This is a genomic window from Agrobacterium sp. SORGH_AS 787 (assembly GCF_030819035.1).
Lineage (GTDB): Bacteria > Pseudomonadota > Alphaproteobacteria > Rhizobiales > Rhizobiaceae > Agrobacterium > Agrobacterium larrymoorei_B.
This window is the reverse complement of sequence record NZ_JAUTBG010000001.1, coordinates 877,501-902,085: the sequence shown is the minus strand read 5'-3', so window position 1 is coordinate 902,085 and position 24,585 is coordinate 877,501. Positions and strand designations below refer to the sequence as shown.

Sequence of the window (24,585 nt, the reverse complement as noted above, 5' to 3'; positions counted from 1 at the left end):
TTATTCGCCGGGATCTCCTCATCCCGGCTTATGGTGATCTTTCAAACCGCGAGTGCTCTGTCCCTCGCGCTACGAATATGGGCAACCAGCCTCTCGACCGCCGTGTCGACATCGCGTCGTTCGACGGCCTCAATGATGGCAAGGTGCTCGACCATGACGGATTTGACATGGCCGGCGATGCGAAAGCGCTCCTGGTTGATCAGGCGCATCTTGATCGAATTGACGCGATAGGCATTCGAGATGATCGAGTTGCCGAGCGCGTCGATAAAGGCGTCGTGCATGCCCCAATCCACGGCCTGGGCGCGTGCATCGAGTTCCGGCGAGCCGTTGCCGCTCTTGGCAAGTTCGGCAATCTCCCGATGGTCTTTCAGCATTGCCGCAATCGCATCGTCGGATGCGGTGCGGGTGAAGTTCGCCACCGCTTCCTTTTCCAGCAGAATGCGGAACTGAAAGGCTTCACGGATGAGGTTGATATCGATATGGGCGACCTGCAATCCGCGCTGCGGCACAGTCTTGATCAGCCCCTCAGCTTCAAGCCGCGGGATTGCCTCGCGGATCGCTCCGAGAGGCAGGCCGGTCAGTTCGACGAGGCGACGCTGGGAAATGAACTGGCCGGGCCGAACGTCGCGCGCGAGAAGATGGTGCGTAAAGCTCTCATACGCCTTCTCTCTCAACGTCGTCTGTTCGGCTACATCGTCCATTTATGATCCCTTTCAAGCCGCCTGTTTGCTGAAGAGCGACCCGAATGCCGCCTCGATCTTTTTACGATCTTCTGCGGAAATGGAAACCAGTGGCGGACGGACGGCATGCCAGATCGTCTCGCCAGTGACGTGAGACACAAGCACCTTTACCGCAGGCGTCACCGGGAACTTCAGAAGTTCGACCACGAGATCCTGAACGCGGGTGTCATCCTTGCCCTCGACCGCCATGGCGCGGATTTCCGCGGGAAGGAAGTTGGCGCAGCCGGAGATGGCGCCCTGACCCCCCATGCGAACGCCCTGAGCCAGATGACGCTCGTCGCCGATCAGGATGATCAGGTCGCCATGTTCCTTCAGAAGCCGTTCCGTATGCGGCCAATTGCCGGAGGAGTCCTTCACGCCAACGACGATGCCGGGGAAGGCCTGCTTCAAGCGGCCGACAAGTTCGACCGACAGCGTCACCATCGTCACCGAGGGAATATTATAGACGAGGATGTCGCGCGCGGTCGAACCGATCTGCGAGAACACCGACGCGAACCAGTCGAACAGACCGTCATCGCTGACATTCTTGAAGTAGGAAGGTGGGGCCAGAAGAATGTTGCGGACACCTGCGTCGAGGGCGGCAAAGGCTTGGTCGGCAGCATCCTGTGCCGAATCGACCAGAACACCGACGACGATGTTTTTCGGCGAGATGCCGGCACTCAGGCAGGAGGCCAAAATGTCGGCGCGCTCGCGGGTGCCGATGGAGCTTCCTTCGCCGGTGGTGCCGAACAGGGTGATGCTGTCACAGCCGGACGATAGCGCCCACTCGGCCTGCTTGATCATCGCATCGATGGCAATGGTGCCATCCTGCATAAAGGGTGTCGTCAACGCTGCCGAGAGGCCGAACTTACCAGTCACGTGCATGCTCCTCCAAAACTGATGAAGAAGTGATAAGACATTAACATGTCAGTTGTAAAGTCACCGGTGTTCAGTTTGTTGTTATGGCTTGAAATTAATTTCGGACACTGGAAGCACCACATGTGCTGACGTCGAAGAGGATGAAAGATCCGCATGAAGCGGGCTGAATCAGGCGGGGTAGATGCTGTGACCGCGACGTGGCGCCCGGGCCACAGCCAGCTTTAACTCTGTTGAAATTCGTGCGCTGGGCCACTTTAGCAATAGGTGGTTAACCTTTATTTTTTATCTCAGTGGCTGTGCCAATTGTCCGTTTATGATGAGTGTACAGGCTGTCATGCGTTTTCCCCGATCCAATTTTAATAATCCAGGCAATGCGATAGAGGGGGGAGAGGCTGAATCGGCAGACAACATGGTTCAGCATCCCCAAATCCAAGCCTCCCCGGCGCAAAGCTTAACGAGAGCTGAGCGCGCCGCCGTGGGTCGTAACGCCGATCAGATCGCCGCCAATGCGATCGAAGGCCGCCCGGATATGCCTGGCTGGCAGAACGCCTTCACGCTGGGGCCGAATGTGCGCTTTTCCCGTACGCCACAGAGCATCTTCGCCAAGAAGAATGCTGCGGGTGAGGACATCGTAGATCAACCTGCCGAGCAGGGCGAGATGGACCCCTCCGCAGCTCAAGATACTGTTGCGGTGTCTACGACGTCGACCGCGCCGCAGCCGGCACCGGTGGAGCGCCGCATTGCAAAACCTGCGGTATTGCCGCAGCCGCCAGGTGCTACGGGTGCCCGGGCCCTCAGCTACCGCCTGCGCCGCGAACTGGCGTTGCGCCAGCAGCAGGAGCTTTTGCAGCAGGCCGAAGCCCCTACGCCCGTAGAAACCGCGGCTCAGCCCGCCACCGATGAAGCACCGCAAGAAAGTGTCATTCGAGAAGAGATCGATGTTACCTGCTTCCCGGAGGAGCGACATCATAAGCCCACGCTCGATGTGCCGTCCTTCACCACTTATCTTTCCGATGACATGTTCTGGGAAGTCATGAATCTTGACGTCGAGGGCACGATTGCGCCAGACCGTCAGCCCATGCGCCTGTCTGAACTGGCCAGGCTGAAGGCGCAACGCGTGTCCACGGCGAAACTCACCGCAGTTCCGCAGCAGCCGGCCTCCATCCACGGCCCGCTTCTGCGCCAGCCTCGCCCGGTCGAGCCTGTCATCATTCGCCAGCAGCCCCGGCCAAGCCTGCCTGCCATGCCGGTATCGGCCGAATTGAATGGATCGGCTGTCTCGCTTTACCGCGAAGTCGGTGTTCGCGGCCCTCAACCAATTCAATCCGAACCGGAAGAGATCGTCGAGACGATGCCGGTCGAACAGGACGCGCCTGTTGTAGAGGTTGTCGAACCGATTGCGATTGAGGCCCCGTCTCCGCGTCGCGAAACCCGCACGGTCGCCCGCAACAATCAGCCAATGTTCCTTGATGCACCGGTCTTCGGGGAAGGCGAATACGAGTATCCGCCGATCGACCTTCTGCAGCCGCCGCAGGTGCAGCAGACCACGACAATGACACCGGAAGCGCTGGAGCAGAGCGCAGGGCTTCTGGAAAGCGTACTCGAAGATTTCGGCATCAAGGGTGAGATCATCGATGTGCGCCCCGGCCCGGTCGTGACACTTTATGAATTCGAGCCCGCACCCGGCGTCAAGTCTTCGCGTGTCATCGGCCTGTCGGACGATATTGCCCGCTCCATGTCGGCGCTTTCGGCCCGCGTCGCGGTCATTCCCGGCCGCAATGTCATCGGTATCGAACTTCCCAACCCCGTGCGCGAAACCGTCTATTTCCGCGAACTGATCGAATCCCACGATTATGCCGATACGCGAATGAACCTGGCGCTTTGCCTCGGCAAGACCATTGGCGGTGAGCCGGTGGTGGCAGAGCTTGCCAAGATGCCCCACCTTTTGGTGGCGGGCACGACTGGTTCCGGTAAGTCGGTTGCCATCAACACCATGATCCTGTCGCTGCTCTACCGGTTGAAGCCGGAAGAATGCCGCCTGATCATGGTAGACCCGAAGATGCTCGAGCTTTCCGTCTATGACGGTATTCCGCATCTCCTGACCCCAGTCGTCACCGATCCGAAGAAGGCCGTCATGGCACTGAAATGGGCGGTGCGCGAGATGGAGGATCGCTATCGCAAGATGTCGCGCCTCGGCGTTCGCAACATCGACGGCTACAATGCGCGCGCTGCCGCTGCTCGCGCCAAGGGCGAGACGGTGATGTGTAACGTCCAGACCGGTTTCGACCGCGCAACGGGCGAGGCAGTCTACGAGCAGGAGGAAATGGACCTCACGGCCATGCCGTACATCGTCGTCATCGTCGACGAAATGGCCGATCTGATGATGGTGGCCGGCAAGGAAATCGAGGGCGCGATCCAGCGTCTGGCGCAGATGGCGCGTGCCGCCGGTATCCATCTGATCATGGCGACACAGCGTCCCTCGGTGGATGTCATCACCGGCACGATCAAGGCCAACTTCCCCACACGCATCTCCTTCCAGGTCACCTCGAAGATTGACAGCCGCACGATCCTTGGCGAACAGGGCGCCGAACATCTTCTCGGCCAGGGCGATATGCTGCACATGATGGGCGGCGGACGCATCGCCCGTGTTCATGGCCCCTTTGTATCGGACGAGGAAGTCGAAAAGGTCGTCGCGCATCTGAAGACGCAAGGCCGCCCTGAATATCTGGGAACGGTGACGGAAGATGCCGACGAAGCCGATGAAAGCGAGGATGAGGACAGCGCCGTCTTCGACAAGACCGCCATGGCCGAAGACGATACCGCCGATCTCTATGAGAAGGCCGTGAAGGTGGTGCTGCGCGACAAGAAGTGCTCGACCTCCTACATCCAGCGTCGTCTGTCGATCGGCTACAACCGCGCGGCCTCTCTCGTAGAGCGCATGGAGCAGGAAGGCATTGTCGGTCCTGCCAACCATGTCGGCAAGCGCGCCATCATCATCGGTGAGCGTGATACCCACGAGGTGCCGGGCGCTGTTGACTGAAGATACTCACGAGCCCGTTAACGTGTTCGCCGCGGAGCGATGACCTTCTAGGCATGCTCTCGCGGCGACGCATACGTCTTGCTGAAAATGGCGATTGCAGAGCAGACGCCGATGATCTGCATCGCTGCTCCGATCGCTTCAGCTGGCGTCGGAAACCGACCTTCAAACATGAAGCCATAGGCGAGACCAAAGACTGTTTCCGCCACGATGAGTTGGGCCGCGAGAGCCAGCGGCAATCGCCGAGATGCAATGACCCAGCACCAAGTGGCGAGCCACGATCCAGCCAGTCCCATGACGAGCGCCCATGCGAAAAACCTCAAGGCTTCCGCCGACGATGCCGTGTGAGCTAAATCGAAAGACGCGAGTGGGAGCAGCAGCAAGCTTCCCATCGCCGCTCCGATCCCTTGCAACCCCGTCCACTTTAGGCCGTCCGGCGCGTCTGGAGACCGCATCACGGTCGCGTTCACCAGACCATAGACGATCCAGATCGCCAGCGCTGCAGAGCTAGCAGTAACGCCGAGCAGGATTGATGTCGCATCATCCAGGCCGGCGACGTCGAGCGCTGCGACATTTACAAGCCCCACACCGATTGCGATCAACGCCAGGGGCATTGCGACAACTCTCCACGGGGCGGAAGCGCTCTGAAAATTGGCGATGATGGCTAGGATGACCGGCATCGTGCCGATGATAACCGGCGGAATCGCCGCGCCAGCAAACTGCACGGCGAAGGCTGCGCTGATGAAGTAGCCGACATATCCTGCGCTGCCCAGCAGAAGTCCTATCAGAAGGCGAAAGGGGGCCATGCCTTCAGGCCGGAAACGTCGATCGATCATGAGCAACAGGCAGGCGAGCCCGAAGATTCCATAACGCGCAATTGCCAAATCCCACGTCGTGAAGGGCTCACCACCCGAGGGGCAATGAAGGTGAGGCCCCATAAGGCGCAAGTAACGAGGCCTGTTACGATCCCGAGCAGCATAACTTTCTCCTGTTTGAGAAATCATCCTATGCAGCTTGAAGGATTGATATGGAGTTTCTGAGCTTGGAGTCGTAATGTGACCGCTATGTCGAAGGCAAAAGAGGTTTCAAACCTTCAAACTAAAAAATCGTCGCTCGATGCGATTGACGTGCAGATCGTCGCGGCACTCGATCGCGACGCTCGCCTATCGATGAGTAAGCTTGCCGGCCTCGTTGGAATGTCGGCACCGAGCGTCGCGGAGCGGGTTCGGCGCTTGGAGACATCCGGCATCATCCGGGGATTCAATCTTGATCTGGACATGAGGGCAGTCGGCTATCAGGTGCGGGCTATGGTGAGAATCCGGCCACTGCCAGGCAAGCTGCATCTTGTCGAGCGACTGATTCAGGAGACGCCTGAGTTTGTCGAGTGCGACAAAATCACCGGCGACGATCCTTTCCTGGCTCGTCTTGTGGTGCACTCCATTGAGGAGATGGACGATGTTCTCGAAGCGCTTTCGGAACATGCCGTCACAAGTACCGCCGTCATCAAGGGAACGTCTGTAAAGCGGCGTTTGCCGCCACTATAAACCTAGATCAGGACCGATGCGGCCGTTGTGGACGGCCATCCAAGTCCGTCCGGAAGAAGTACTACCGCGCGCCCTTCACGCCATTCACCCCCGATACCTCGAAGGCATCGGCAGGCACGGGGCGACCGACGAAATAGCCTTGGACGTGGTCGATCCGGAACTGGTGCATCAGGTCCAACTGCTCGACGGTCTCCACACCCTCGACCAGGATTTTCGGCCCGCGATTGCGGATGAGGCTGATGATGTCATTCAACATGATCCTGCCTCGGGGCGTCGAGCCGTCATGGAGGAAGGACTTATCGATCTTGACGGTGTCGAATTCGATCAGTCTCAACCAGGAGAGGCCAGCAAAGCCGGTGCCGAAATCATCCAGCCAGATCTTGATTCCAAGCATCCTCAGATCGCTGATGCAGCGCAGGACATCGGAATCCATGTCCATTTCGAGACCTTCGGTAATTTCCAGGGCGAGTTGGCCGCCTGAAATACCAAGCTCTCCCAGGATCGCCGCGACCGAGGTGGCAAAGCCCGGACGTTTCAACTGAATGGGCGATACGTTGACGCTGACGACCTGCACCTTGGCGGTCTGCAGCATCTGCTGGCAGGCGGTGCGAATGGCCCAAAGGCCGAGATCGGTAATCTTGCCGATCCGTTCGGCGATGGGGATAAAGATACTGGGTGGAACCTGCGTCCCGTCCAGCAGTCTGAGGCGCATCAGGGCTTCGGCTGCCTGGACACGATTGGTCACGAGGTTCCGGATAGGCTGGTAGACCAGCGAAACGAGATCCTGCTGGATGGCGATATCCAAGAGAGCCGCAACATTCTCAGTATCGTCGCTGGTCAGTGGATCGTCGGGGTCGAAAAGCTTGATCCGGTTGCGTCCGCTTTCCTTAGCGAGATAGAGCGCCCGATCGGCCTCGTGTATCACGCGTTCCAGTTTCGGCATCGGCATCGGTCGTGCATAGGATGCGCCGACGCTCACCGTGATGACGGAGGTGCCATCCCGCCGTCGTTCATGAGCGAGACAGAGATTTTCGACCGTGCGGCGGAGAAGCCCGGCAACATGATCGATCTCTTTAGGTGTCTTGTAGCGCATGAGCGTGATGAACTCTTCCCCACCATAGCGACCCACCAAGGCATCATAATCGCTCATTGCCGCCTGGAGTGCGTGGGCAACCTGGATGAGACAGCGGTCGCCCTCCTGATGACCGTAGTAGTCGTTGTATTTCTTGAAGAAATCGACATCGATCAGGAAGACCGCGAAACTCCGCTTCGACGTGATCCAGTCGCTCCACAGGCGGCGCAAATGGGCGTCGACGGCGCGCCGGTTGGCGACGCCCGTCAGCGGGTCGGTATTGGAAAGCCTGAACAAGGCTTCACCACGCTCATCGGCTTCACGCTGCCGAACCTTGGCTTCAATAGCGCTCAGAAGGACACGAGCGCGCTCCCGATTGAGCCGCCAGTTCACATAGGAGGTGAAGCTGAAGCAGGCGAGATAGAAGGTGCCGAAGGAGATCTGGTAATAGACGTCCTTGTGCAGGAAGCTGAGAGCCACGAAAAAGATGAGGAGGACGATGCTGGAAGCAAGAAGCGAGAGGCCGAAATTGAAGGTGAAAAACAGGTTCGCACCCATCATGAAGATGGCGCCGAACACCATGTAGTAGGACATGTTGATGGTGTGGATTGTCATCATAGCCGGCAGCAGCCAGCCGAGATAGCCACACACCAGCGCCGCGGCGCACGTCACATCCATGAGGTCGGTTCTTGTTCCCGCTCTCACTTGCGATTCCAGAATGAGCAGAGCGGCAATGCCGACGACGAAGCGCGCGAAAATCGTGTGAATGGAAACGTCTGGAACCAGAAGCACATCGGTCACTGAAAACAGCAGATAGATGAGGACGGCAACCCAGAGACCCTGACGGATTGCCCTTCGGCGCTTGACGTCCGCTTCTTCGAAGAAGTGCTGTCGCACGCGCGTTTCAGAGCCGGTGCGCGATGCATCCGCCTGCAGATCGAGGTCCACACTCTGTGCCAAACTGTGCGTCATGCACATTCCTAAAGGTTGTACGAATTTTCGGCGAGCGATCATCCTCGCCTCATAAATTTCAATGCACGATCTGCTCCACCCCCTTTGCGTCCGAGCTCTCCTTTGGCGGAAACAGGGGAAGTTTGCCCAATGATCATACTCGCATGCCGATTAAGTTTCTTTGAATCTTACTCCCGTAATTTTAGCCATTAGTCATACCTTAATGGTTAAGGCCTAGAAACGAATTCCTCTTCCCTAGTTATTCAATCGCTGGCCCTGAGCAGCAAGGTCATCGATTAACCTAGGATTAACAGTGGCTTAAAAGGGGATTTAGTGGTGGCTCGAAACAATAGGATCGTGCTGGACGGACAGAGCTTGGTCACGCCGGATTCAGTTTCCAACGAATTACTGACGCAGAATGACAGCAACTCGCAGCGTGATCTTGCTGTTGCGGAAGCAGAAGTGGCGCTTATTCTCAACCTGGCACACCAACAGTTTATTGCCAATGCAGCGCCTGCAACCATTATACACTCGGTTGCGGGTAGGCTCCACCAAATGCGAAGAAAATACGACTATAGCGTGTGGATAGGGGTTCTGCCGCTGATCCAACAGCATCCTGTCGCCGACTACTTTCTGGAGGATCCCTTTACGAAGTGGTCCTTTGAAAAACCGCGTGGCTACTCCGGCGATGCGCAACTACTGGATTTTATCTACGGTCACGCCAGCGTCGCGGACCGCATCCAAGCCGCCTCTCCCCTGGGCACTGCCCTTTACGATTATACCCGCGAAGCTTCGTCCTCCGTCGCAGTGCGCGAACGGCGCGATATTCTGACGCGTTACGTCGATGACATTGCGCAGGAAAAGGGGCCGGAGACCGAGATTCTCACCATCGCAGCCGGTCATTTGCGCGAAGCAAACCGCTCGCAGGCGCTCGCCTCAAATGGCATCAAACGCTGGGTTGCTCTTGATCAGGATCCGCTGAGCATCGGTTCCATCGCGCGTGACTTTGCCGGCACCAGCGTCGAAGCTGTCGATGGTTCGGTCAAAGATCTTCTTGCTCGCTCCCACGATCTTGGACAATTCGACTTTGTCTATGCCGCAGGTCTCTATGATTATCTGACGGACAAGGTTGCGATCAAGCTGACGAGGCGATGCCTCGATATGTTGAAGCCCGGCGGTACCTTTCTCTTTGCCAACTTCGCCGAAGATATTGCCGTCGATGGCTATATGGAATCCTTCATGAACTGGACGCTGCTTTTGCGCAGCAAGGCGGATATGTGGAAGATCATCAATGCCAGCATCGCTCCATCCCTTGCTGAAAGCGAGGTCTTTCATGGGCAGAACCACAACATCGTCTATGGCGTCATCAGGAAGCTCTAAGTCTTCTCTGCTGTGTCGCATCGACGAACAGAGATTGCGCGTCGATGCTCTAGCCTCAGAGTGCCGTGCCGTGTGCCTCCTGCAGCCATTACCCAAATCGATCTCGGCGCTTCAAAAAATCGGAGAAGTCAGGAAATCGCTCTGGCGAGTGGAATGATTGCGGGGTAATCCTAGCTGCGAACAGGCCACGCGATGCTTGTGGCTCGATTTTGGAAGCTTGGAGTGCATGATGGAAAAGAAGCGTTACTACTCTGATTTTGGCGGGTTGCCAGGGCAGACGGAGCTGCTTTCCAGCAAAGCGGTGTTTACCACCGCCTATGCGGTCATTCCCAAGCGGGTCATGTCTGACATCGTCACCAGCGTGTTGCCGCATTGGACCGATACGCGCGCCTGGATCATCGCTCGGCCGATGACGGGATTCTCCGAGACCTTCGCGCAGTATATCATGGAAGTGCAGCCGGGTGGTGGAAGCGACAAGCCGGAGCCCGACACCCGCGCTCAAGCCGCAATTTTCATGGTCGATGGCGAGATGACGATCACCTTCCAGGGCCAAGAGCACGCTCTTCGCTCAGGCTCTTTCGCCTACATCCCGGCGGGAAGCGAGTGGTCGCTGCGGGCCAAGGGCGGCTCGGCCGCGAAATTTCACTGGGTTCGCAAGGTGTTCGACAAGGTCGAAGGTCTCGGGTTGCCGCCGGCCATCTTCACGCATGAAGACGAGCATGAACTCTCCGCCATGCCAGACACAGAAGGCAAGTGGGCGACCACCCGCTTTATCGATCCTGCGGATGACCGTTACGACATGCATCTCAACATCGTCACCTTCGAACCGGGCGCCACCATCCCTTTCATGGAAACCCATGTCATGGAGCACGGCCTCTTTGTACTCGAAGGCAAAGCTGCCTATCGCCTTAACAATGATTGGGTGGAAGTCGAAGCAGGTGACTTCATGTGGCTGCGTGCCTATTGCCCGCAGGCCTGCTACGCTGGCGGCCCAGGACGTTTCCGCTATCTTCTCTACAAGGATGTCAACCGCCACGTAAAGCTGTGGTAGGCCACGGCATCGTCCTGAAATTCAATGACGACGCTTGAGGTCAAGTGCTCAGGAGCGCGCCCAACCAAAACGGGTGCGCTCTATCTGCTTTGAGTGAGGGCCTTGTGCTTTCCCGAACTCGTCTGTCATTTTTGGCCGATGCTATAGAAGTTTTAGCCAGGAATCTGGATGTCCATTTCGCCGATCCCCTCCCAGCGAGCGCTGATCCGCGTTGCTTCACCAAGGCGGATCATACCGCACAAGCTGCCAGTGGTGATCACCTGACCGCGCTTAAGCCCGCCTAAGTGATCGTTCTGCGCGTTGGCATAAGCGAGAAGAGGTGCGACCGGGTCCATTTGCGGATGCACCGGTATGGCACCGAACAGAATATCATCCTCCGCCTCGACCATCAGCGGCGGCAGGCTCGGATCCTGAAGGGCAAGTGCCTCCATGATGGCCGAATCGATCGCCGGTCCAAGGACGAAGGAGTGGTTAGCGAGCCTGTCGGCAAGGAACAGCGGAAACGGCACGCGGTTTTCTTCCGTCAAACGATAGCTCACGAACTCTGCCCCGAGGTTGATGGATTCAACCGCTTTCAGGATCATCTCGCGCGTATAGCTTTCGCCGAGCGGCAGCATGGGCAAATCCTCGGCAAGCACGAAGCACACTTCGATTTCGATGCCGACAGCACCGGGTTTCGGGACGGTGAGCGTGCTGTCCTGAACCTCGTCATAAAGATCGAGCAGGGGGGCTGCGACCGGGCGACCATTGTTCAGACCAAGCTTCCAGCCTGCCACGTCCTTGCCGAGCGTGCCAACGGCCAGCGCCTGGACGGCCATGGCGGTGTCGATCGTCGCAGGGATGAGGTTTCGGCTTTCGAGCTTCTCGGCGCTGATGGACGACTGTCGTGCTTCAGCTTCAGCCAGAACCATGCCGAGCCTGATATTCGCTTCCGTGATCGTCGTCATTTATTTCCCCGCAAGTCCGGCCTTTAAAGCTTCATTACAGGCAAATTTCTTGCTGACAAGGGAATGGCGCAAAGCGGGGAAACAAAAGGGCAGTCGTCAACACAATATTAACCATGATATCGTGTCGATCTACATGCCTGTTTGCTGATAAAAAATGGGGAAGATCACAAACCTTCATCTACCGCTTGATCGATTCGGGAGCGACTATTTTCGGTGAACGCCGTAGGGGACGAGATATCGCAAAAGAAAAAGGTGGCAGATCTCCCTGCTGAAGCAAAACCACCAATGTTTGAGTTTATCAAAGCGCCGCCCGCTTTCGATAGAGGGGGCGGCGCTTCTCCATTATATACGGCGGCCAGGCAGTTGCGGGAGAAGAACCGTCAGCAGTCCCAGCAGAGGCAGATACGAGCAGACCTGATAGACGAACTCGATGCCTTGCCGATCGGCAAAGACGCCAAGGACCGCAGCACCAATCCCACCGAAGCCGAAGGCAAAGCCGAAGAACATGCCGGCAATCAACCCGACGCGACCGGGTACCAGTTCCTGCGCGAAAACGACGATTGCGGAAAACGCAGACGAGAAGATGAAGCCGATGACGACCACGAGAACTGCCGTCCAGAAGAGGTTGGCATAGGGCAGGATCAAGGCAAACGGTATGACGCCAAGGATCGAGAACCAGATAACCACGCGCGAGCCGAATCGGTCGCCGATAGGCCCGCCGAAGAATACACCGGCAGCGGACGCGCCGAGGAACAGAAACAGCAGGATTTGCGCATTCTGCACCGAAACACCGAACTTCTCGATGGTGAAGAAGGTGAAGTAGCTGGAAATGCTGGCAAGATAAGCGTTTTTCGTCGCGGTCAGGACCACGAGAACGGCAAGCGTCATCAACACCTTGTTGCGGGGCAGCGGCAACTCACGGCTGACAGGTCGTTTTCCTGCCGCACTGCGCCGATGGCGGCTGTACCAGATACTGACCCATGACAGGATGGCAAAGCCGGTCAGCGCAATGATCGAAAACCAGCTTAGAACCTCCTGGCCTCTCGGAATGACGATGAAGGCCGCAAGCAGCGGTCCGATTGCGGTGCCCGTATTGCCGCCCACCTGGAAGAAGGATTGTGCCAGACCGTGGCGTCCACCGGAGGCGACGCGCGCCACACGGGATGCTTCAGGGTGGAAGATCGCTGAGCCGATGCCGATCAGGCAGGCGCCGAGCACCAGCACAGGGAAACTATGGGCATAGGCCAGAGTGATGAGGCCCGTGCAGGTGGAGAGCATCGCGGCTGGAAGCGAGAACGGCATGGGCCATTTGTCGGTGGCGACGCCGACGGCTGGCTGCAACAGTGATGCCGTCACCTGGAAGGCGAAGGTCAAAAGCCCGATCTGTCCGAAGTCGAGCGCATAATTGGCTTTCAGCAGCGGATAAAGCGACGTCAGCAGCGACTGCATGATGTCGTTCAGCATGTGGCAGAAGCTTGCCGCCGCGATAATGGAAAAGGTGGTCACTTCGGGGGGTGAAGCCGGGATTGGTCACTCTGGCCATGAGGGTATCTCCAAACACGCGCTTGCACGCGTCGGCTTCTTCTGAAAGCTCGGCCTTTCATGTTCAAGGTCAAATTTGCGGATTTCGTGTATTTTAGCAAAATAACATCTGCACCAAAGCGTCTTTCGCTTTGGCCGCGTTGATCATCATTGCAGCTCCGGCCTGGAAAGACCGAAGCTGCAATAAGCTTGGCGTGTTTCCATTTAACAAGGAAACGGTCTAGCCGATCAGACCGTTCTAAGAACGAGGAAAGATTGCTCCTCGGCAGTTGCGTCCAGTTCCAGCACGTGGCTTGTTTCGATGTGATCCTCCGTCCACACGTTCTGGAACCGCTTGTCTGATAGTTCGGCGGGAAGCTCGATGGTCACTCCGCCGCCAAGCGTCGGCGGAAGAACCTGATCCGCACCCCGTGCGAGCGTGAAGCGCGGGACAACAACCAGCACGGCTTGCTCACCATGCACTCTGGCGAAGGCCATAAGGTTGCCGGAGCGCGACGTCGCGCGAAGCGGCACATAGTCCCCTTCATTGAAAAGATCGGCAGCGGCCTGGCGCAGATGCAGCAGGGTGGCGATGACAGACTGCTTCAGCGAACCATCGTACCAAGCGGAGACATCGGCTATATCAGGCTTGCGGCCTTCTGCCAGGCGTTTCGACAGAGCGTCGTAATCCGGTTCGCGGCGATTGTCGGGATCGACGAGGCTGAAATCGAAACCTTCGCTGCCCTGATAGATGTCAGGAATTCCAGGCGCCATGAGCTTGATGATCGTCTGCGTGAGGCTATTTGCAAGGCCGGCCTCGATGAAGGGTTTGATCGTCTCGGCGAAGCCCTTGAGAAAGTCTCGGTTGTCTAGCGAGAAGAGATGCGAGGCATAGCCGAGAACAGCCTCTTCATACGCCTCGTTGGAGTCGCCCCAGTCGGTTCTGAGTTTCGCCTCACGCAGCGCTTTCTCCAGGTAGGTGAGGAAGCGATCCTTCAACTGCTCGACCGTCTTCTCGTCATCGGCATCGAAGCGAGGAGGGAGAAATCCGGCGAGCGCCTGGTAAATCATCCACTCGACTTCAGGCTCCGGAGCCGGACCATCTTGAAGCTGCCGAACAGCCTTGGCGTTGGTCTCACGCCAGTCCTCAACGGCTGCAATCCAGACGTCAGGTGCTTCCGACACAGCATAGAGGCGGGCTCTGGCATCTTCGCCGCGCTTCGTGTCATGCGTGGAGGTGCCTGAAATCCCTTTCGGCTGCCGCTCCTTGCGGATGCGCATCTCCTCATGAAAATGATCGAGCGAGAAGTCAGGCTGGATGGGCTCGGCGCCGACTTCGTTCAGGCCAAGCAGCAGGTTGTGGCGGAAAAACAGCGTATCCTCGATGGACTTCGCCATGATCGGTCCGGTCAACTGCTGGAACTTGGTGCGGAAGGTCACCGCATCCTGCTCCGCAGAGCTCGGCACGTCACCCTTGAGGATGCCGGTGATCAAGGCAAGCGCCTCAATCGAGACGGCATGGCCAGCGTCGCCAATGGCTTCTATAACTTGGTCCAGAAGGGCCTTGTCGTCCGCGCGCAAGCCCTCAGGCGTTCCGTAGGTGCGGTAGACCGTGAAGGCAATCAGCATTTCGCTGAGCGCGTCTTTCAGTTCGCTTTCAGGAGTGGGACGTCCTGCTTGCTCCGCAATCTTGGCTGCCAGTGTCACTAGGACAGAGACCTCACCCTCGAAGTTCCTGCTGACCATCAGGAGCTTCGCTGCGCGCAACTGCTCCTCCGCATCGCGTCGGTTTTCTCCGAGCGCTTCATAGGCGGACTGCAACACCTCAAGTTTCTTGCCATCTACCAAGGCATGGCTGAGGGCGGCAATGAACTCGTAGCCGGTCGTACCAGAAACCGGCCAATCGGCTGGGAGTTGTTCGCCTTCTCCTAAGATTTTCTCGACGACGATATAGCAGTCCGGTCCTACGGCCTCTCTTAACCAATCAAGATAGCCCTTGGGATCCGCAAGACCATCGATGTGGTCAAGACGCAGGCCTTGGACGGCACCGCTGTGGACAAGTTCGAGGATCAGCCGATGACTATCCTCGAAGACCGCCTTGTCTTCTACCCGCACGCCCGCAAGGCCCGTGACCTCGAAAAAGCGTCGATAGGACAAGTCGCTCGCCGCATCTCGCCAGGACATCAGCCGGTAGGGCTGTTGGTCATGCAGCTCAGACACCGAAGCCTTATCCGAAATCTTCAAAATCTCTGCCTCACGCCCGTCATATGTTGCGGGGTGGAGTGGAAACAGGGATTCGAAATAGGCAAGAACCGGCTTGCCAGTCTTCGGATCGGACTTGATGGCCAAATCGCCTGCCTCCAGCACGGCGTCAAAATCATCGCCGAGAACCGGCAAGGTCAAGCGCCGCGACCAGTCGATATCGAAATGGCGAGCATAACGGCTCTCCGCACCATGCTCGATTACATCTTTCCACCAGGGCGTCTCAAGCGATGCGGCCATATGATTGGGAACGATATCGAGGATGAGACCGAGCCCGGCATCCTTCAACGCTTCGACCATGCGGTCGAAACCAGCCCGGCCGCCGATCGCGGGATCGATCTCATTCGCGTCGGTGACATCGTAGCCATGCGTGGATTCCGATGTCGCCGTGAAGATTGGTGACGCATAGAGATGGCTGATCCCGAGCTTTTTCAGATAGGGCACGAGAGCGCTTGCGCGATCAAACGTCATGCCGTTACGGAATTGCAGGCGATAGGTGGCGGTCGGAAATTTCATGCGACAATCCCAAAAGTGGCCGCTGCTTTGGCCGGTGAAAGCTGGCGAAAGGACCAGTGGTGGGCTTCAGCGTTCTGGTCCGGAAGATGTGTGAAGCGCTGCGCAAACTGCTCTTGGGGGAGAGTAGTTCCACCCGCTGAGTCGGTTTGCGTTATGACGATCAAGCATCGAGAAATTCGGGAGATGCACGTGAACCTTTTGCATCGACTTCTGTTTGATGCAGTGCACAACAGCACGAGGGGCTCCGGTGGTTCAGACATTCGATTTCGGTCCAGCTATTTCCGATCAAGACATTGAGTTTCGCCTTTGGGCACCTCTGCATGATGAGGTGCTGCTCAACATCGAAGGCGCTCCGCCGGAGGCGATGAAGCGGGACGATGAGGGCTGGCACCGGCTGCGCAAGCCGACCCCCGAGGCCGCATTACGATACAGCTTTACCTTGGCCGATGGCTTGAAGGTTCCAGATCCCGCCTCGCGCTTTCAGCCGCATGATGTCCATGGTCCGAGTGAGCTTGTCGATCTGTCGAGCTTTCCATGGAAGAGCTCCGATTGGCACGGTCGACCTTGGGAGGAGATCATTATCTATGAACTCCACATCGGCACCTTCAGCGACGAAGGCACCTTCCAAGGCGCGATTGCCCATCTCGATCACCTGCGTGATCTCGGCGTCACCGCTATCCAGATCATGCCTGTTGCGGATTTTCCAGGCGGCTACAATTGGGGCTATGACGGCGTCATGCCCTATTCGCCGGACAGTAGCTATGGACGTCCGGAAGACTTGATGGCGCTGGTCGATGCCGCCCATGAGCGCGGGCTCTGCGTTTTTCTCGATGTGGTGTACAACCACTTTGGCCCAGACGGCAATTATATGCCCAACTACGCGCCGCTCTTTTCCCCCCATCACGAGAACCCTTGGGGGCAAGGCTTGAATTACGACGACGAGCAATCCGAGTATGTGCGTGAGTTCATCATTCAGAACGCCATCTATTGGGTGACGCAATTCCGGTTCGATGGCCTAAGGCTCGATGCCGTTCATGCGATCATCGACGATAGCGATGAACATCTGCTGACGGAACTCGCGCGCCGCGTTCGTGCCGCCGCGGCTGACCGGCACATTCATCTGATCGTCGAGAATGAAGACAATGACAGCGATCTCTTGAGCCGTGACGAAGAGGGGAAACCAGAGCGTTTCACCGCGCAATGGAATGATGACATCCACCACGTGCTTCATATCGCTGCGACTGGCGAGACCTTCGGTTACTACAAGGCCTACTCCGACGACGACAACCAGATTGGTCGCGCCCTTGCGGAAGGCTTCGCCTTCCAGGGCGAGCATATGCCCTACCGCGATGAGGAGCGCGGCAAGCCGAGCGCGCACTTGCCGCCCACGGCTTTTATCTCCTTCATTCAAAATCACGATCAGATCGGCAACCGCGCACTCGGCGACAGGATGCAGACCTACGCACCGGAAGCGGCACTGAAGGCGATTACCGCGATCTATCTCCTCGCGCCGCAAATACCGATGCTGTTCATGGGCGAAGAGTGGGGTTCGCGCGATCCCTTCCGCTATTTCTGCGATTTCAACGAGGACCTGAACCAGAAGGTGAGGGATGGGCGCCGCGAGGAGCTTTCTCGCCTCCCGGGCTTCGATGGCGAGGATTTACCAGATCCGACCGCCAAGGACACCTTCATCGTCAGCAGGCTCGACTGGTCGAAGGTGGGAGATGATGAAGCAAGCCAGTTGCTGAGTTTCTATAGGACGCTGCTCGACCTGCGGAAACAGCACATCGTGCCGCTGCTGAAGACGATCATCCCCGATACAACGCGTTACGATGTCAGAGACGGGGTTGTCACCGTCGACTGGGGAATGGAGGACGGAGCAACGCTTCGCCTGATTGCCAATCTTTCCGAAAATAATGGTGAGATCGAGACTGACGCGACAACAGGCGTCGAGCTTTTCAGTCTCGGAACCGTCAGCGCAACGGGCATATCGCCATGGGCTGTCCGGTGGACCTTGCATCCCGCTTGATTAGGAAGTCAGGCGGTTTTGACGCCTGACAATCATCCTGCTTTGCAAAGGACATGATGCAGCAGCTTTGCCTGCCTCGCACATGCGTGGCTTGCAATCGACAATTCCGATAGCCAAGCATGCAATATTTTCGGTTGATCTTTGCGTCCAGTCGGGTGAGCATCCCCTTTCGGGTTGATTTGCTGTTTGCGCGACAGGCCAGTCAGCCCGTTATTCATTGATCTATTTTGACGTATGGGGAACAAAAAGACTTTCAAAATCTACCGTCGAAATTTCGATCCGCTGGGGCTTGGGCCGATGTCATATCGATGCCGTCCCCGGTGCTGCAAGTCACAGAGCATTGTCGGTACAGTTCGAAGAAGGACATATTTATGGAAATTGGAGTCTTCATCCCCATTGGAAACAATGGCTGGCTATTGTCGGAGAATGCGCCGCAATACAAGCCGAGCTTCGAGCTAAACAAAGAAATCACTCTCAAGGCTGAGAAGTACGGCTTCGATTTTGCCTTGTCGATGATCAAGCTTCGCGGCTTTGGGGGCAAGACCGAGTTCTGGGATCATAATCTCGAATCCTTTACGCTGATGGCAGGCCTCGCCGCCGTCACCACACGCATCAAGCTTTTCGCAACGGCTGCCTCACTCGTCATGCCGCCGGCCATCGTTGCAAGAATGGCCTCCACCATCGACAGCATTTCCAATGGGCGCTTCGGTATCAACCTCGTGACCGGCTGGCAGCGGCCGGAATATTCCCAGATGGGCATGTGGCCGGGCGACGAATACTTCGGCAAGCGGTACGCTTACCTTGCCGAATACGCAACGATCCTGCGTGAATTGTGGGAAAAGGGGCAGAGCGATCTCAAAGGTGAGTTCTTCCAGATGGACGACTGCCGGCTCTCGCCGCAGCCGCAGGCCGATATGAAGGTGATCTGTGCGGGCTCCTCCAATGCCGGCATGGAATTCTCCGCTAAATATGCGGACTACAATTTCTGTTTCGGTGTCGGCGTCAATACACCCACCGCGTTTGCGCCTGCCGCCGAGAGGCTCAGGGAAGCAACGGCAAAGACGGGCCGCGATGTATCGTCCTTCGTTCTCTTCATGGTGATCGCCGACGAAACGGACGAGGCCGCACGGGCGAAATGGGAGCATTACAAAGCCGGTGCCGACGAGGAGGCGATCAAGTGGCTCGGCGTCCAGGGGGCTGCTGATACGAAATCCGGTTCGGACACCAATGTCCGGCAGATGGCCGACCCGGTCTCCGCCGTCAACATCAACATGGGAACGCTTGTCGGCTCCTACGAGACCGTGGCGCGATTGCTTGATGAGGTTCCGACCGTGCCTGGAACGGGCGGCGTACTTTTGACTTTCGATGATTTCGTCAAGGGCGTTGAAGATTTCGGCACGAAGATCCAGCCTCTGATGGCGTGCCGCAAGCATGTAAAGCCCCTTCTCGAGGCGGCGGAGTGAGTAGCATGACAACAGGATACCAAGCCCCCGCCGTTCACAGCGGAAGCGTCACATTGCCCGCTCGCCCAGAGCCGATCACACTGAAGCCCGAAGAAACCGCCGTCGTCGTCGTCGATATGCAGAATGCCTATTCGACGGAAGGCGGCTATGTGGATCTGGCCGGCTTCGACATTTCAGGCGCCAAGGGCACGATCGACAATATTCGTAAGACTCTGGATGCCGCGCGCGCTGCTGGCGTTCAGGTGGTCTACTTCCAGAATGGCTGGGACAAGGATTATGTCGAGGCTGGCGGTCCAGGCTCGCCCAACTGGCACAAATCCAACGCGCTGAAATATATGCGCGCCAATCCCGATGCGCAGGGTAAGTTGCTTGCCAAGGGCACCTGGGATTACGCGATCGTCGATGAGCTTCAGCCGAAACCCGGTGATATCCTGGTGCCAAAGACCCGCTATAGCGGCTTCTTCAACACGCAGATGGACAGTATCCTGCGCGCCCGCGGCATTCGAAACCTCGTCTTCGTCGGCATTGCCACCAATGTCTGCGTCGAAAGCTCGCTTCGCGATGCCTTCCATCTGGAATATTTCGGCGTCATGCTCGAAGACGCGACCCATCACCTCGGCCCGGATTACATTCAACAGGCGACCGTCTACAACGTCGAAAAGTTTTTCGGTTGGGTGGCGACTGTCAATGATTTCTGTGGCGCCATAAGCCAGGCCGCACCTGCCAATTCCTGATTGTAGAAGGACAAACTCATGCCGAAGAAGATCATCGTTCCCGAAGGCACATCGAAGCCGATTGCACCATTTTCGCCCGGCACGCTGGCAGATGGGATCGTCTATGTCTCTGGAACGCTGCCATTCGACAAGAACAACGACGTCGTTCATGTGGGTGACGCAAGCGCCCAGACCCGCCACGTGCTGGAGACCATCAAGTCGGTGATCGAAACAGCTGGTGGCACGATGGAAGACGTGACGATGAACCACATTTTCATCACCGACTGGGCCAATTATCAGGCGGTCAATGCCGTCTATGCCGAATATTTCCCCGGCGACAAGCCGGCTCGCTACTGCATTCAATGCGGTCTGGTGAAGCCGGATGCGCTGGTGGAAATCGCAGCCGTCGCTCATATCGGCAAGCCCTAAGCGCAATGCATTTCGATCTGCACGGAAGACAAGATGCCGATGCGCCGACGATCATCCTGTCGTCGGGCCTCGGCGGTTCTGCAAGTTACTGGGCGCCGCAGCTTGCGGCGCTATCGAACCACTATCGGATCGTGACCTATGATCATCGCGGTTGCGGACGCACCGGTGGCGAAGTACCGGCCGATGGCGGCATCGCGGCCATGGCGGACGATGTGCTGGAGATTGCCGAGCAACTGGGCCTCACTCGTTTCGATTTCATGGGACACGCATTGGGCGGCTTGGTCGGGCTTGATCTCGCCCTTCGCAAGCCCGAAATGGTCGGAAAACTCGTTCTCATCAATGCCTGGAGCAAGGCCGATCCCCATTCCGGACGGTGCTTTGATGTGCGCATCGAGCTCCTCGAGAAATCCGGCGTTCCCGCTTTCGTCAAGGCACAGCCCCTGTTCCTGTACCCGGCCGTCTGGATGTCGGAAAATGCCGAACGGCTGGAGGCGGAGGAGCGGCACGCAACCGAGCATTTTCAGGGGCGCACCAATATCCTGCGCCGCATCGCCGCCTTGCGCGCCTTCGATGTCGATGACCAGTTGAAGGAAATCGAAACGGAGACGCTGGTGATTGCCACGCGCGATGATCTTTTGGTTCCCTATACGCGGTCGATTCGTCTGGCCGAAGGCTTGCCGAACAGCCAGTTGCAGCTCGTCGACTTCGGAGCCCATGCTGTCAACGTCACGGCTCCGGATGCCTTCAACGCCGCCATACTGCGCTTTTTGCAGCCTGGCTGATACTTTTTCGTTACTTGCTTGGCTCGGCAACATACTTCCTTCAACGAAAGAGCGATGGCACAAAGGAAGGGGTTGCTTTCCGCTGCCCGACGTTTCATCACCTTCTTATAGAGCGCCGTGCGTCCTTTAAGACGCACAAAGGACGCTCTAACTTTTTGAATCTACGCATCGTGCTTTCCGAAAATCGATTCCGATTTTCGGGCCGATGCTGGAGACGCAGGTCGCATCAAGGCTGAAGGAGGAAACGATGAAGGCTCTGGTTCTGGAGGAAAAGGGAAAGCTGTCGCTTCGCGACTTCGATCTTCCCGCCACGCTCGGTCCAAAAGATGTGAAAATCCGCACCCACACGGTCGGTATTTGCGGCTCGGATGTGCACTATTACACCCATGGCAAGATCGGCCACTTCGTCGTTAACGCGCCTATGGTGCTCGGCCACGAAGCAGCGGGCACGGTTGCCGAAGTCGGCTCCGAGGTCACGCATCTGAAAGTCGGAGACCGCGTGTGCATGGAGCCGGGTATTCCCGACCCGACCTCGCGTGCAGCCAAGCTCGGCATCTACAATGTTGATCCGGCCGTGACGTTCTGGGCAACGCCACCAGTCCACGGTTGCCTTACACCTGAGGTCATTCATCCGGCCGCCTTCACCTATAAGCTGCCCGATAACGTATCCTTCGGCGAGGGCGCGATGGTAGAGCCCTTCGCCATCGGCATGCAGGCAGCGCTCCGCGCGCGGATCCAGCCGGGCGATGTGGCGGTGGTCACGGGTGCCGGACCAATCGGAATGATGGTAGCGCTTGCAGCACTTGCCGGCGGTTGCGCCAAGGTCATCGTTGCCGATCTCGCTCAGCCCAAGCTTGATATCATTGGTGCCTATGATGGTATCGAGACGGTCAATATCCGCGAAGCCTCGCTGCCAGATGCCGTTGCCAAGGCCACGGATGGCTGGGGTTGCGATATCGTGTTTGAGTGCTCAGGCGCGGCTCCTGCCATTCTCGGCATGGCAAAGCTCGCCCGACCCGGCGGGGCAATCGTGCTTGTCGGCATGCCGGTCGATCCGGTGCCGGTCGATATCGTCGGATTGCAGGCCAAGGAACTGCGTGTCGAAACCGTCTTCCGTTATGCCAATGTCTACGACCGGGCGATTGCGCTTATCGGTTCCGGCAAGGTTGACCTGAAGCCGTTGATCTCCGCCACCATCCCCTTTGAAGACAGCATTGCTGGATTTGATCGCGCGGTGGAAGCGAGAGACACCGACGTGAAGCTTCAAATCGTCATGCCGCAATAATCGGTCCGGTGCCGGTGGCAAAACGTCTCCGGCATCCTCTGAACTATTTCGCTCGAAAGCTATCAGCGGCTATTGACCTAGAGCGTGCTCTAACTTGTAGCTTCCTCTGCGTTATGACGATGAGGTGCTCATGAAGATCGGCGAACTGGCAAAACGCTCCGGCCTGTCGGCCTATACGATCCGCTATTACGAGCGGATCGGCTTGCTGCCCTATGCCGATCGCGACCGCTCGAGCAGGCGCGATTACGATCCCGAGATTCTCGTCTGGATCGAGTTTCTTGGAAGACTGAAAACCACCGGAATGCCGATCCGGGACATGCTGCGCTACGCCGCCTTGCGAAAACAGGGCGATGCGACAGGTCCCGAACGGCAGGCGATGCTGGAAGCGCATCGCGACGAGGTTCGTGATCGGGTTGCCGAACTCCAGCAGTGCCTCCTCGTCCTCGACCAGAAGATCGCCGGATATGCCGGCGAAGATCAGAGGATGACGAATGATGACGCAGACACAGGAAAACTTGAACCAAAGCCGGCTGGAACGCGGCAAACGCGCGCTTGCCGATATTGACGGCGAAGCCGGAGCAAAGGTAATCGCGGCGCTCGCCGATATCGCACCGGACTTCGCGACCTACCTGTTCGAATTTCCCTTCGGCGATATTTACAGCCGACCAGGCCTCGATATCAAAGCAAGGGAGATCGCGACTATCGCTGCGCTGACGGCGATGGGCAATGCAGCGCCACAGCTAAAGGTGCATATCGAGGCCGGCCTCAATGTCGGGCTATCGCGTGATGAGATCACGGAAATCATCATGCAAATGGCCGTCTATGCCGGATTTCCAGCGGCATTGAACGGCCTGTTTGCCGCGAAGGATGTCTTCTCCGCGATTGACGCGCGAGAAGCGGCAGCGGCTTAAGGGGCAAATCCAAAAGCCAGCTCCGTGTGGGCGCTATTTCTCCATCTTCCTGTAGCAATGAAGGAGAAACGGATATAGCGTCCCGCCGCCGAACCCGAGTTGCTTCCGAGGATGTCATGCCCCTATCCGATCAGCAGATTGCCGAGCTCAACACGCCCGCCGTTGTCGTGGATCTCGACATCGCGAAAAAGAATATCGCTCGCTTTCAGGACTATGCTGACGTCCATGGGCTGAAGGTCAGACCGCATATAAAGACACACAAGCTCCCGGCCGTCGCGGAGATGCAACTGTCTGCAGGCGCTGTGGGCATTACTTGCCAGAAGGTGTCGGAAGCCGAGGCCATGGTGGCGGGAAGCGACGCCATCAAGGACGTTTTGATCACCTACAACATTCTCGGCGCAGCGAAATTGCGGCAGTTGCGCGCTCTGGCCGGCAAGGTTCGTCTATCGGTCGTTGCCGATAGTGCCGAGGTTGTGCAAGGTCTCTCCGACGCCTTTGCCGATGCGCAGGAGCCGCTGACCGTCCTTGTCGAGTGCAATACGGGTGCGAACCGCTGCGGTGTACAAACTCCCCAAGCCGCCGCGGAATTGGCCGCTGTCATCGATCAGGCGGCAGGTTTGCTGTTCGGCGGATTGATGACCTATCCAGCTCCGTCAGGCGAGGCCGCAGTCCAGAGCTTTATGACGGACGCCAAGCGGATAATCGAAGATCAGGGAATTGCGGTGCCCCTCATCACCTCCGGCGGCACACCGTCTATGATGCACGCGGCCAAGGCGCCGGTTGTCACGGAGTATCGTCCCGGAACCTATGTCTATAACGATCGATCGCTTGTGGCGCGCGGCGTTTGTGGCTGGGACGAATGTGCCCTGAACGTTATCGCCACCGTCGTTTCGGTACCGGCGGAAAACCGCGCCATTATCGATGCCGGCTCGAAGGCCCTGACCTCTGATCTCTTGGGCCTCACAGGCTATGGCCATGTGCTTGGTCGTGAGGATATCATGATCGATCAGTTGTCGGAGGAGCACGGACGTCTTGTGACCGAGGGACCGATCGGGCTCAAGGTGGGGGACAAGCTTTGTATCGTTCCGAACCAC

General features: G+C 57.7%; 19 protein-coding genes and 1 pseudogene (1 of these 20 only partly in view). 13 read left to right on the top strand and 7 right to left on the bottom strand.

Annotated elements, in window-relative coordinates:
- Positions 1-41: 41 nt before the first annotated feature.
- Both QE435_RS03925 and QE435_RS03920 read right to left on the bottom strand, forming a co-directional pair.
- Positions 42-701, bottom strand: coding sequence for a GntR family transcriptional regulator (locus QE435_RS03925; RefSeq protein ID WP_306928852.1), 660 nt, complete (start codon positions 699-701; stop codon positions 42-44).
- Positions 702-713: 12 nt separating this feature from the next.
- Entirely contained in the window at positions 714-1,598 is an 885-nt protein-coding gene (locus QE435_RS03920) for a dihydrodipicolinate synthase family protein (protein ID WP_349040322.1), read from the bottom strand.
- A gap of 313 nt (positions 1,599-1,911) precedes the next feature.
- On the opposite strand from QE435_RS03920, the gene QE435_RS03915 reads away from it, so the two are divergent.
- Entirely contained in the window at positions 1,912-4,638 is a 2,727-nt protein-coding gene (locus QE435_RS03915) for a DNA translocase FtsK (protein ID WP_349040321.1), read from the top strand.
- Between the two features lie 47 nt (positions 4,639-4,685).
- Here QE435_RS03915 and QE435_RS03910 read toward each other — a convergent pair whose 3' ends face one another.
- Entirely contained in the window at positions 4,686-5,441 is a 756-nt protein-coding gene (locus tag QE435_RS03910; protein ID WP_349040320.1) for a DMT family transporter, read from the bottom strand.
- A 258-nt stretch (positions 5,442-5,699) separates the two neighbouring features.
- Between QE435_RS03910 and QE435_RS03905 the strand changes: the two genes are divergently transcribed.
- Positions 5,700-6,179: an Lrp/AsnC family transcriptional regulator gene (locus QE435_RS03905; RefSeq protein ID WP_306928844.1), complete on the top strand. Its 480-nt coding sequence runs from the start codon at positions 5,700-5,702 to the stop codon at positions 6,177-6,179.
- 61 nt (positions 6,180-6,240) lie between these two features.
- Here the strand turns inward: QE435_RS03905 and QE435_RS03900 are convergent, their stop codons facing one another.
- Positions 6,241-8,223 (bottom strand): EAL domain-containing protein, encoded by a 1,983-nt coding sequence (locus QE435_RS03900; protein WP_349040319.1) that lies wholly within the window; start codon positions 8,221-8,223, stop codon positions 6,241-6,243.
- Between the two features lie 315 nt (positions 8,224-8,538).
- On the opposite strand from QE435_RS03900, the gene QE435_RS03895 reads away from it, so the two are divergent.
- Positions 8,539-9,582 carry a class I SAM-dependent methyltransferase gene (locus tag QE435_RS03895; protein ID WP_349040318.1) on the top strand — a complete coding sequence of 348 codons (1,044 nt, stop codon included), beginning with the start codon at positions 8,539-8,541 and terminating at the stop codon, positions 9,580-9,582.
- A gap of 226 nt (positions 9,583-9,808) precedes the next feature.
- Positions 9,809-10,633: a bifunctional allantoicase/(S)-ureidoglycine aminohydrolase gene (locus QE435_RS03890; RefSeq protein ID WP_349040317.1), complete on the top strand. Its 825-nt coding sequence runs from the start codon at positions 9,809-9,811 to the stop codon at positions 10,631-10,633.
- 152 nt (positions 10,634-10,785) lie between these two features.
- Here the strand turns inward: QE435_RS03890 and QE435_RS03885 are convergent, their stop codons facing one another.
- From QE435_RS03885 to treY, 3 genes and pseudogenes are all read right to left on the bottom strand, one after another.
- Positions 10,786-11,580 carry a 2-keto-4-pentenoate hydratase gene (locus tag QE435_RS03885; protein ID WP_349040316.1) on the bottom strand — a complete coding sequence of 265 codons (795 nt, stop codon included), beginning with the start codon at positions 11,578-11,580 and terminating at the stop codon, positions 10,786-10,788.
- A 342-nt stretch (positions 11,581-11,922) separates the two neighbouring features.
- Positions 11,923-13,123 (bottom strand): annotated as a pseudogene (locus QE435_RS03880) (MFS transporter).
- A 227-nt stretch (positions 13,124-13,350) separates the two neighbouring features.
- Positions 13,351-15,879: a malto-oligosyltrehalose synthase gene (gene treY, locus QE435_RS03875; RefSeq protein WP_349040315.1), complete on the bottom strand. Its 2,529-nt coding sequence runs from the start codon at positions 15,877-15,879 to the stop codon at positions 13,351-13,353.
- A 247-nt stretch (positions 15,880-16,126) separates the two neighbouring features.
- On the opposite strand from treY, the gene treZ reads away from it, so the two are divergent.
- The 9 genes from treZ to QE435_RS03830 all read left to right on the top strand — a co-directional run.
- Positions 16,127-17,908 (top strand): malto-oligosyltrehalose trehalohydrolase, encoded by a 1,782-nt coding sequence (gene treZ, locus QE435_RS03870; protein ID WP_349040314.1) that lies wholly within the window; start codon positions 16,127-16,129, stop codon positions 17,906-17,908.
- A 371-nt stretch (positions 17,909-18,279) separates the two neighbouring features.
- The gene (gene rutA, locus QE435_RS03865) at positions 18,280-19,371 is read left to right on the top strand and encodes a pyrimidine utilization protein A (RefSeq protein ID WP_309769642.1); all 1,092 of its coding nucleotides are present in this window, start codon (positions 18,280-18,282) and stop codon (positions 19,369-19,371) included.
- Positions 19,372-19,376: 5 nt separating this feature from the next.
- Positions 19,377-20,105, top strand: coding sequence for a pyrimidine utilization protein B (gene rutB, locus QE435_RS03860; RefSeq protein WP_306928830.1), 729 nt, complete (start codon positions 19,377-19,379; stop codon positions 20,103-20,105).
- An 18-nt stretch (positions 20,106-20,123) separates the two neighbouring features.
- Entirely contained in the window at positions 20,124-20,513 is a 390-nt protein-coding gene (gene rutC / locus QE435_RS03855) for a pyrimidine utilization protein C (protein WP_349040313.1), read from the top strand.
- Between the two features lie 5 nt (positions 20,514-20,518).
- The gene (rutD, locus tag QE435_RS03850) at positions 20,519-21,295 is read left to right on the top strand and encodes a pyrimidine utilization protein D (protein ID WP_349040312.1); all 777 of its coding nucleotides are present in this window, start codon (positions 20,519-20,521) and stop codon (positions 21,293-21,295) included.
- Positions 21,296-21,542: 247 nt separating this feature from the next.
- On the top strand, positions 21,543-22,580 hold the full coding sequence (locus tag QE435_RS03845; RefSeq protein ID WP_306928825.1) for an NAD(P)-dependent alcohol dehydrogenase: 1,038 nt from the start codon (positions 21,543-21,545) through the stop codon (positions 22,578-22,580).
- A 130-nt stretch (positions 22,581-22,710) separates the two neighbouring features.
- The gene (locus QE435_RS03840) at positions 22,711-23,145 is read left to right on the top strand and encodes a MerR family transcriptional regulator (protein ID WP_349040311.1); all 435 of its coding nucleotides are present in this window, start codon (positions 22,711-22,713) and stop codon (positions 23,143-23,145) included.
- Complete coding sequence (locus tag QE435_RS03835) at positions 23,075-23,491, top strand: carboxymuconolactone decarboxylase family protein (protein WP_349040310.1); 417 nt, start codon at positions 23,075-23,077, stop codon at positions 23,489-23,491. The genes QE435_RS03840 and QE435_RS03835 overlap by 71 nt, the downstream gene beginning before the upstream one ends.
- A gap of 116 nt (positions 23,492-23,607) precedes the next feature.
- Positions 23,608-24,585 carry the 5' portion of a D-TA family PLP-dependent enzyme gene (locus tag QE435_RS03830; RefSeq protein ID WP_349040309.1) on the top strand. Its footprint extends 102 nt past the window's final position, so 978 of the gene's 1,080 nt are visible here — the first part of the coding sequence; its start codon is at positions 23,608-23,610; its stop codon lies off the right edge, out of view.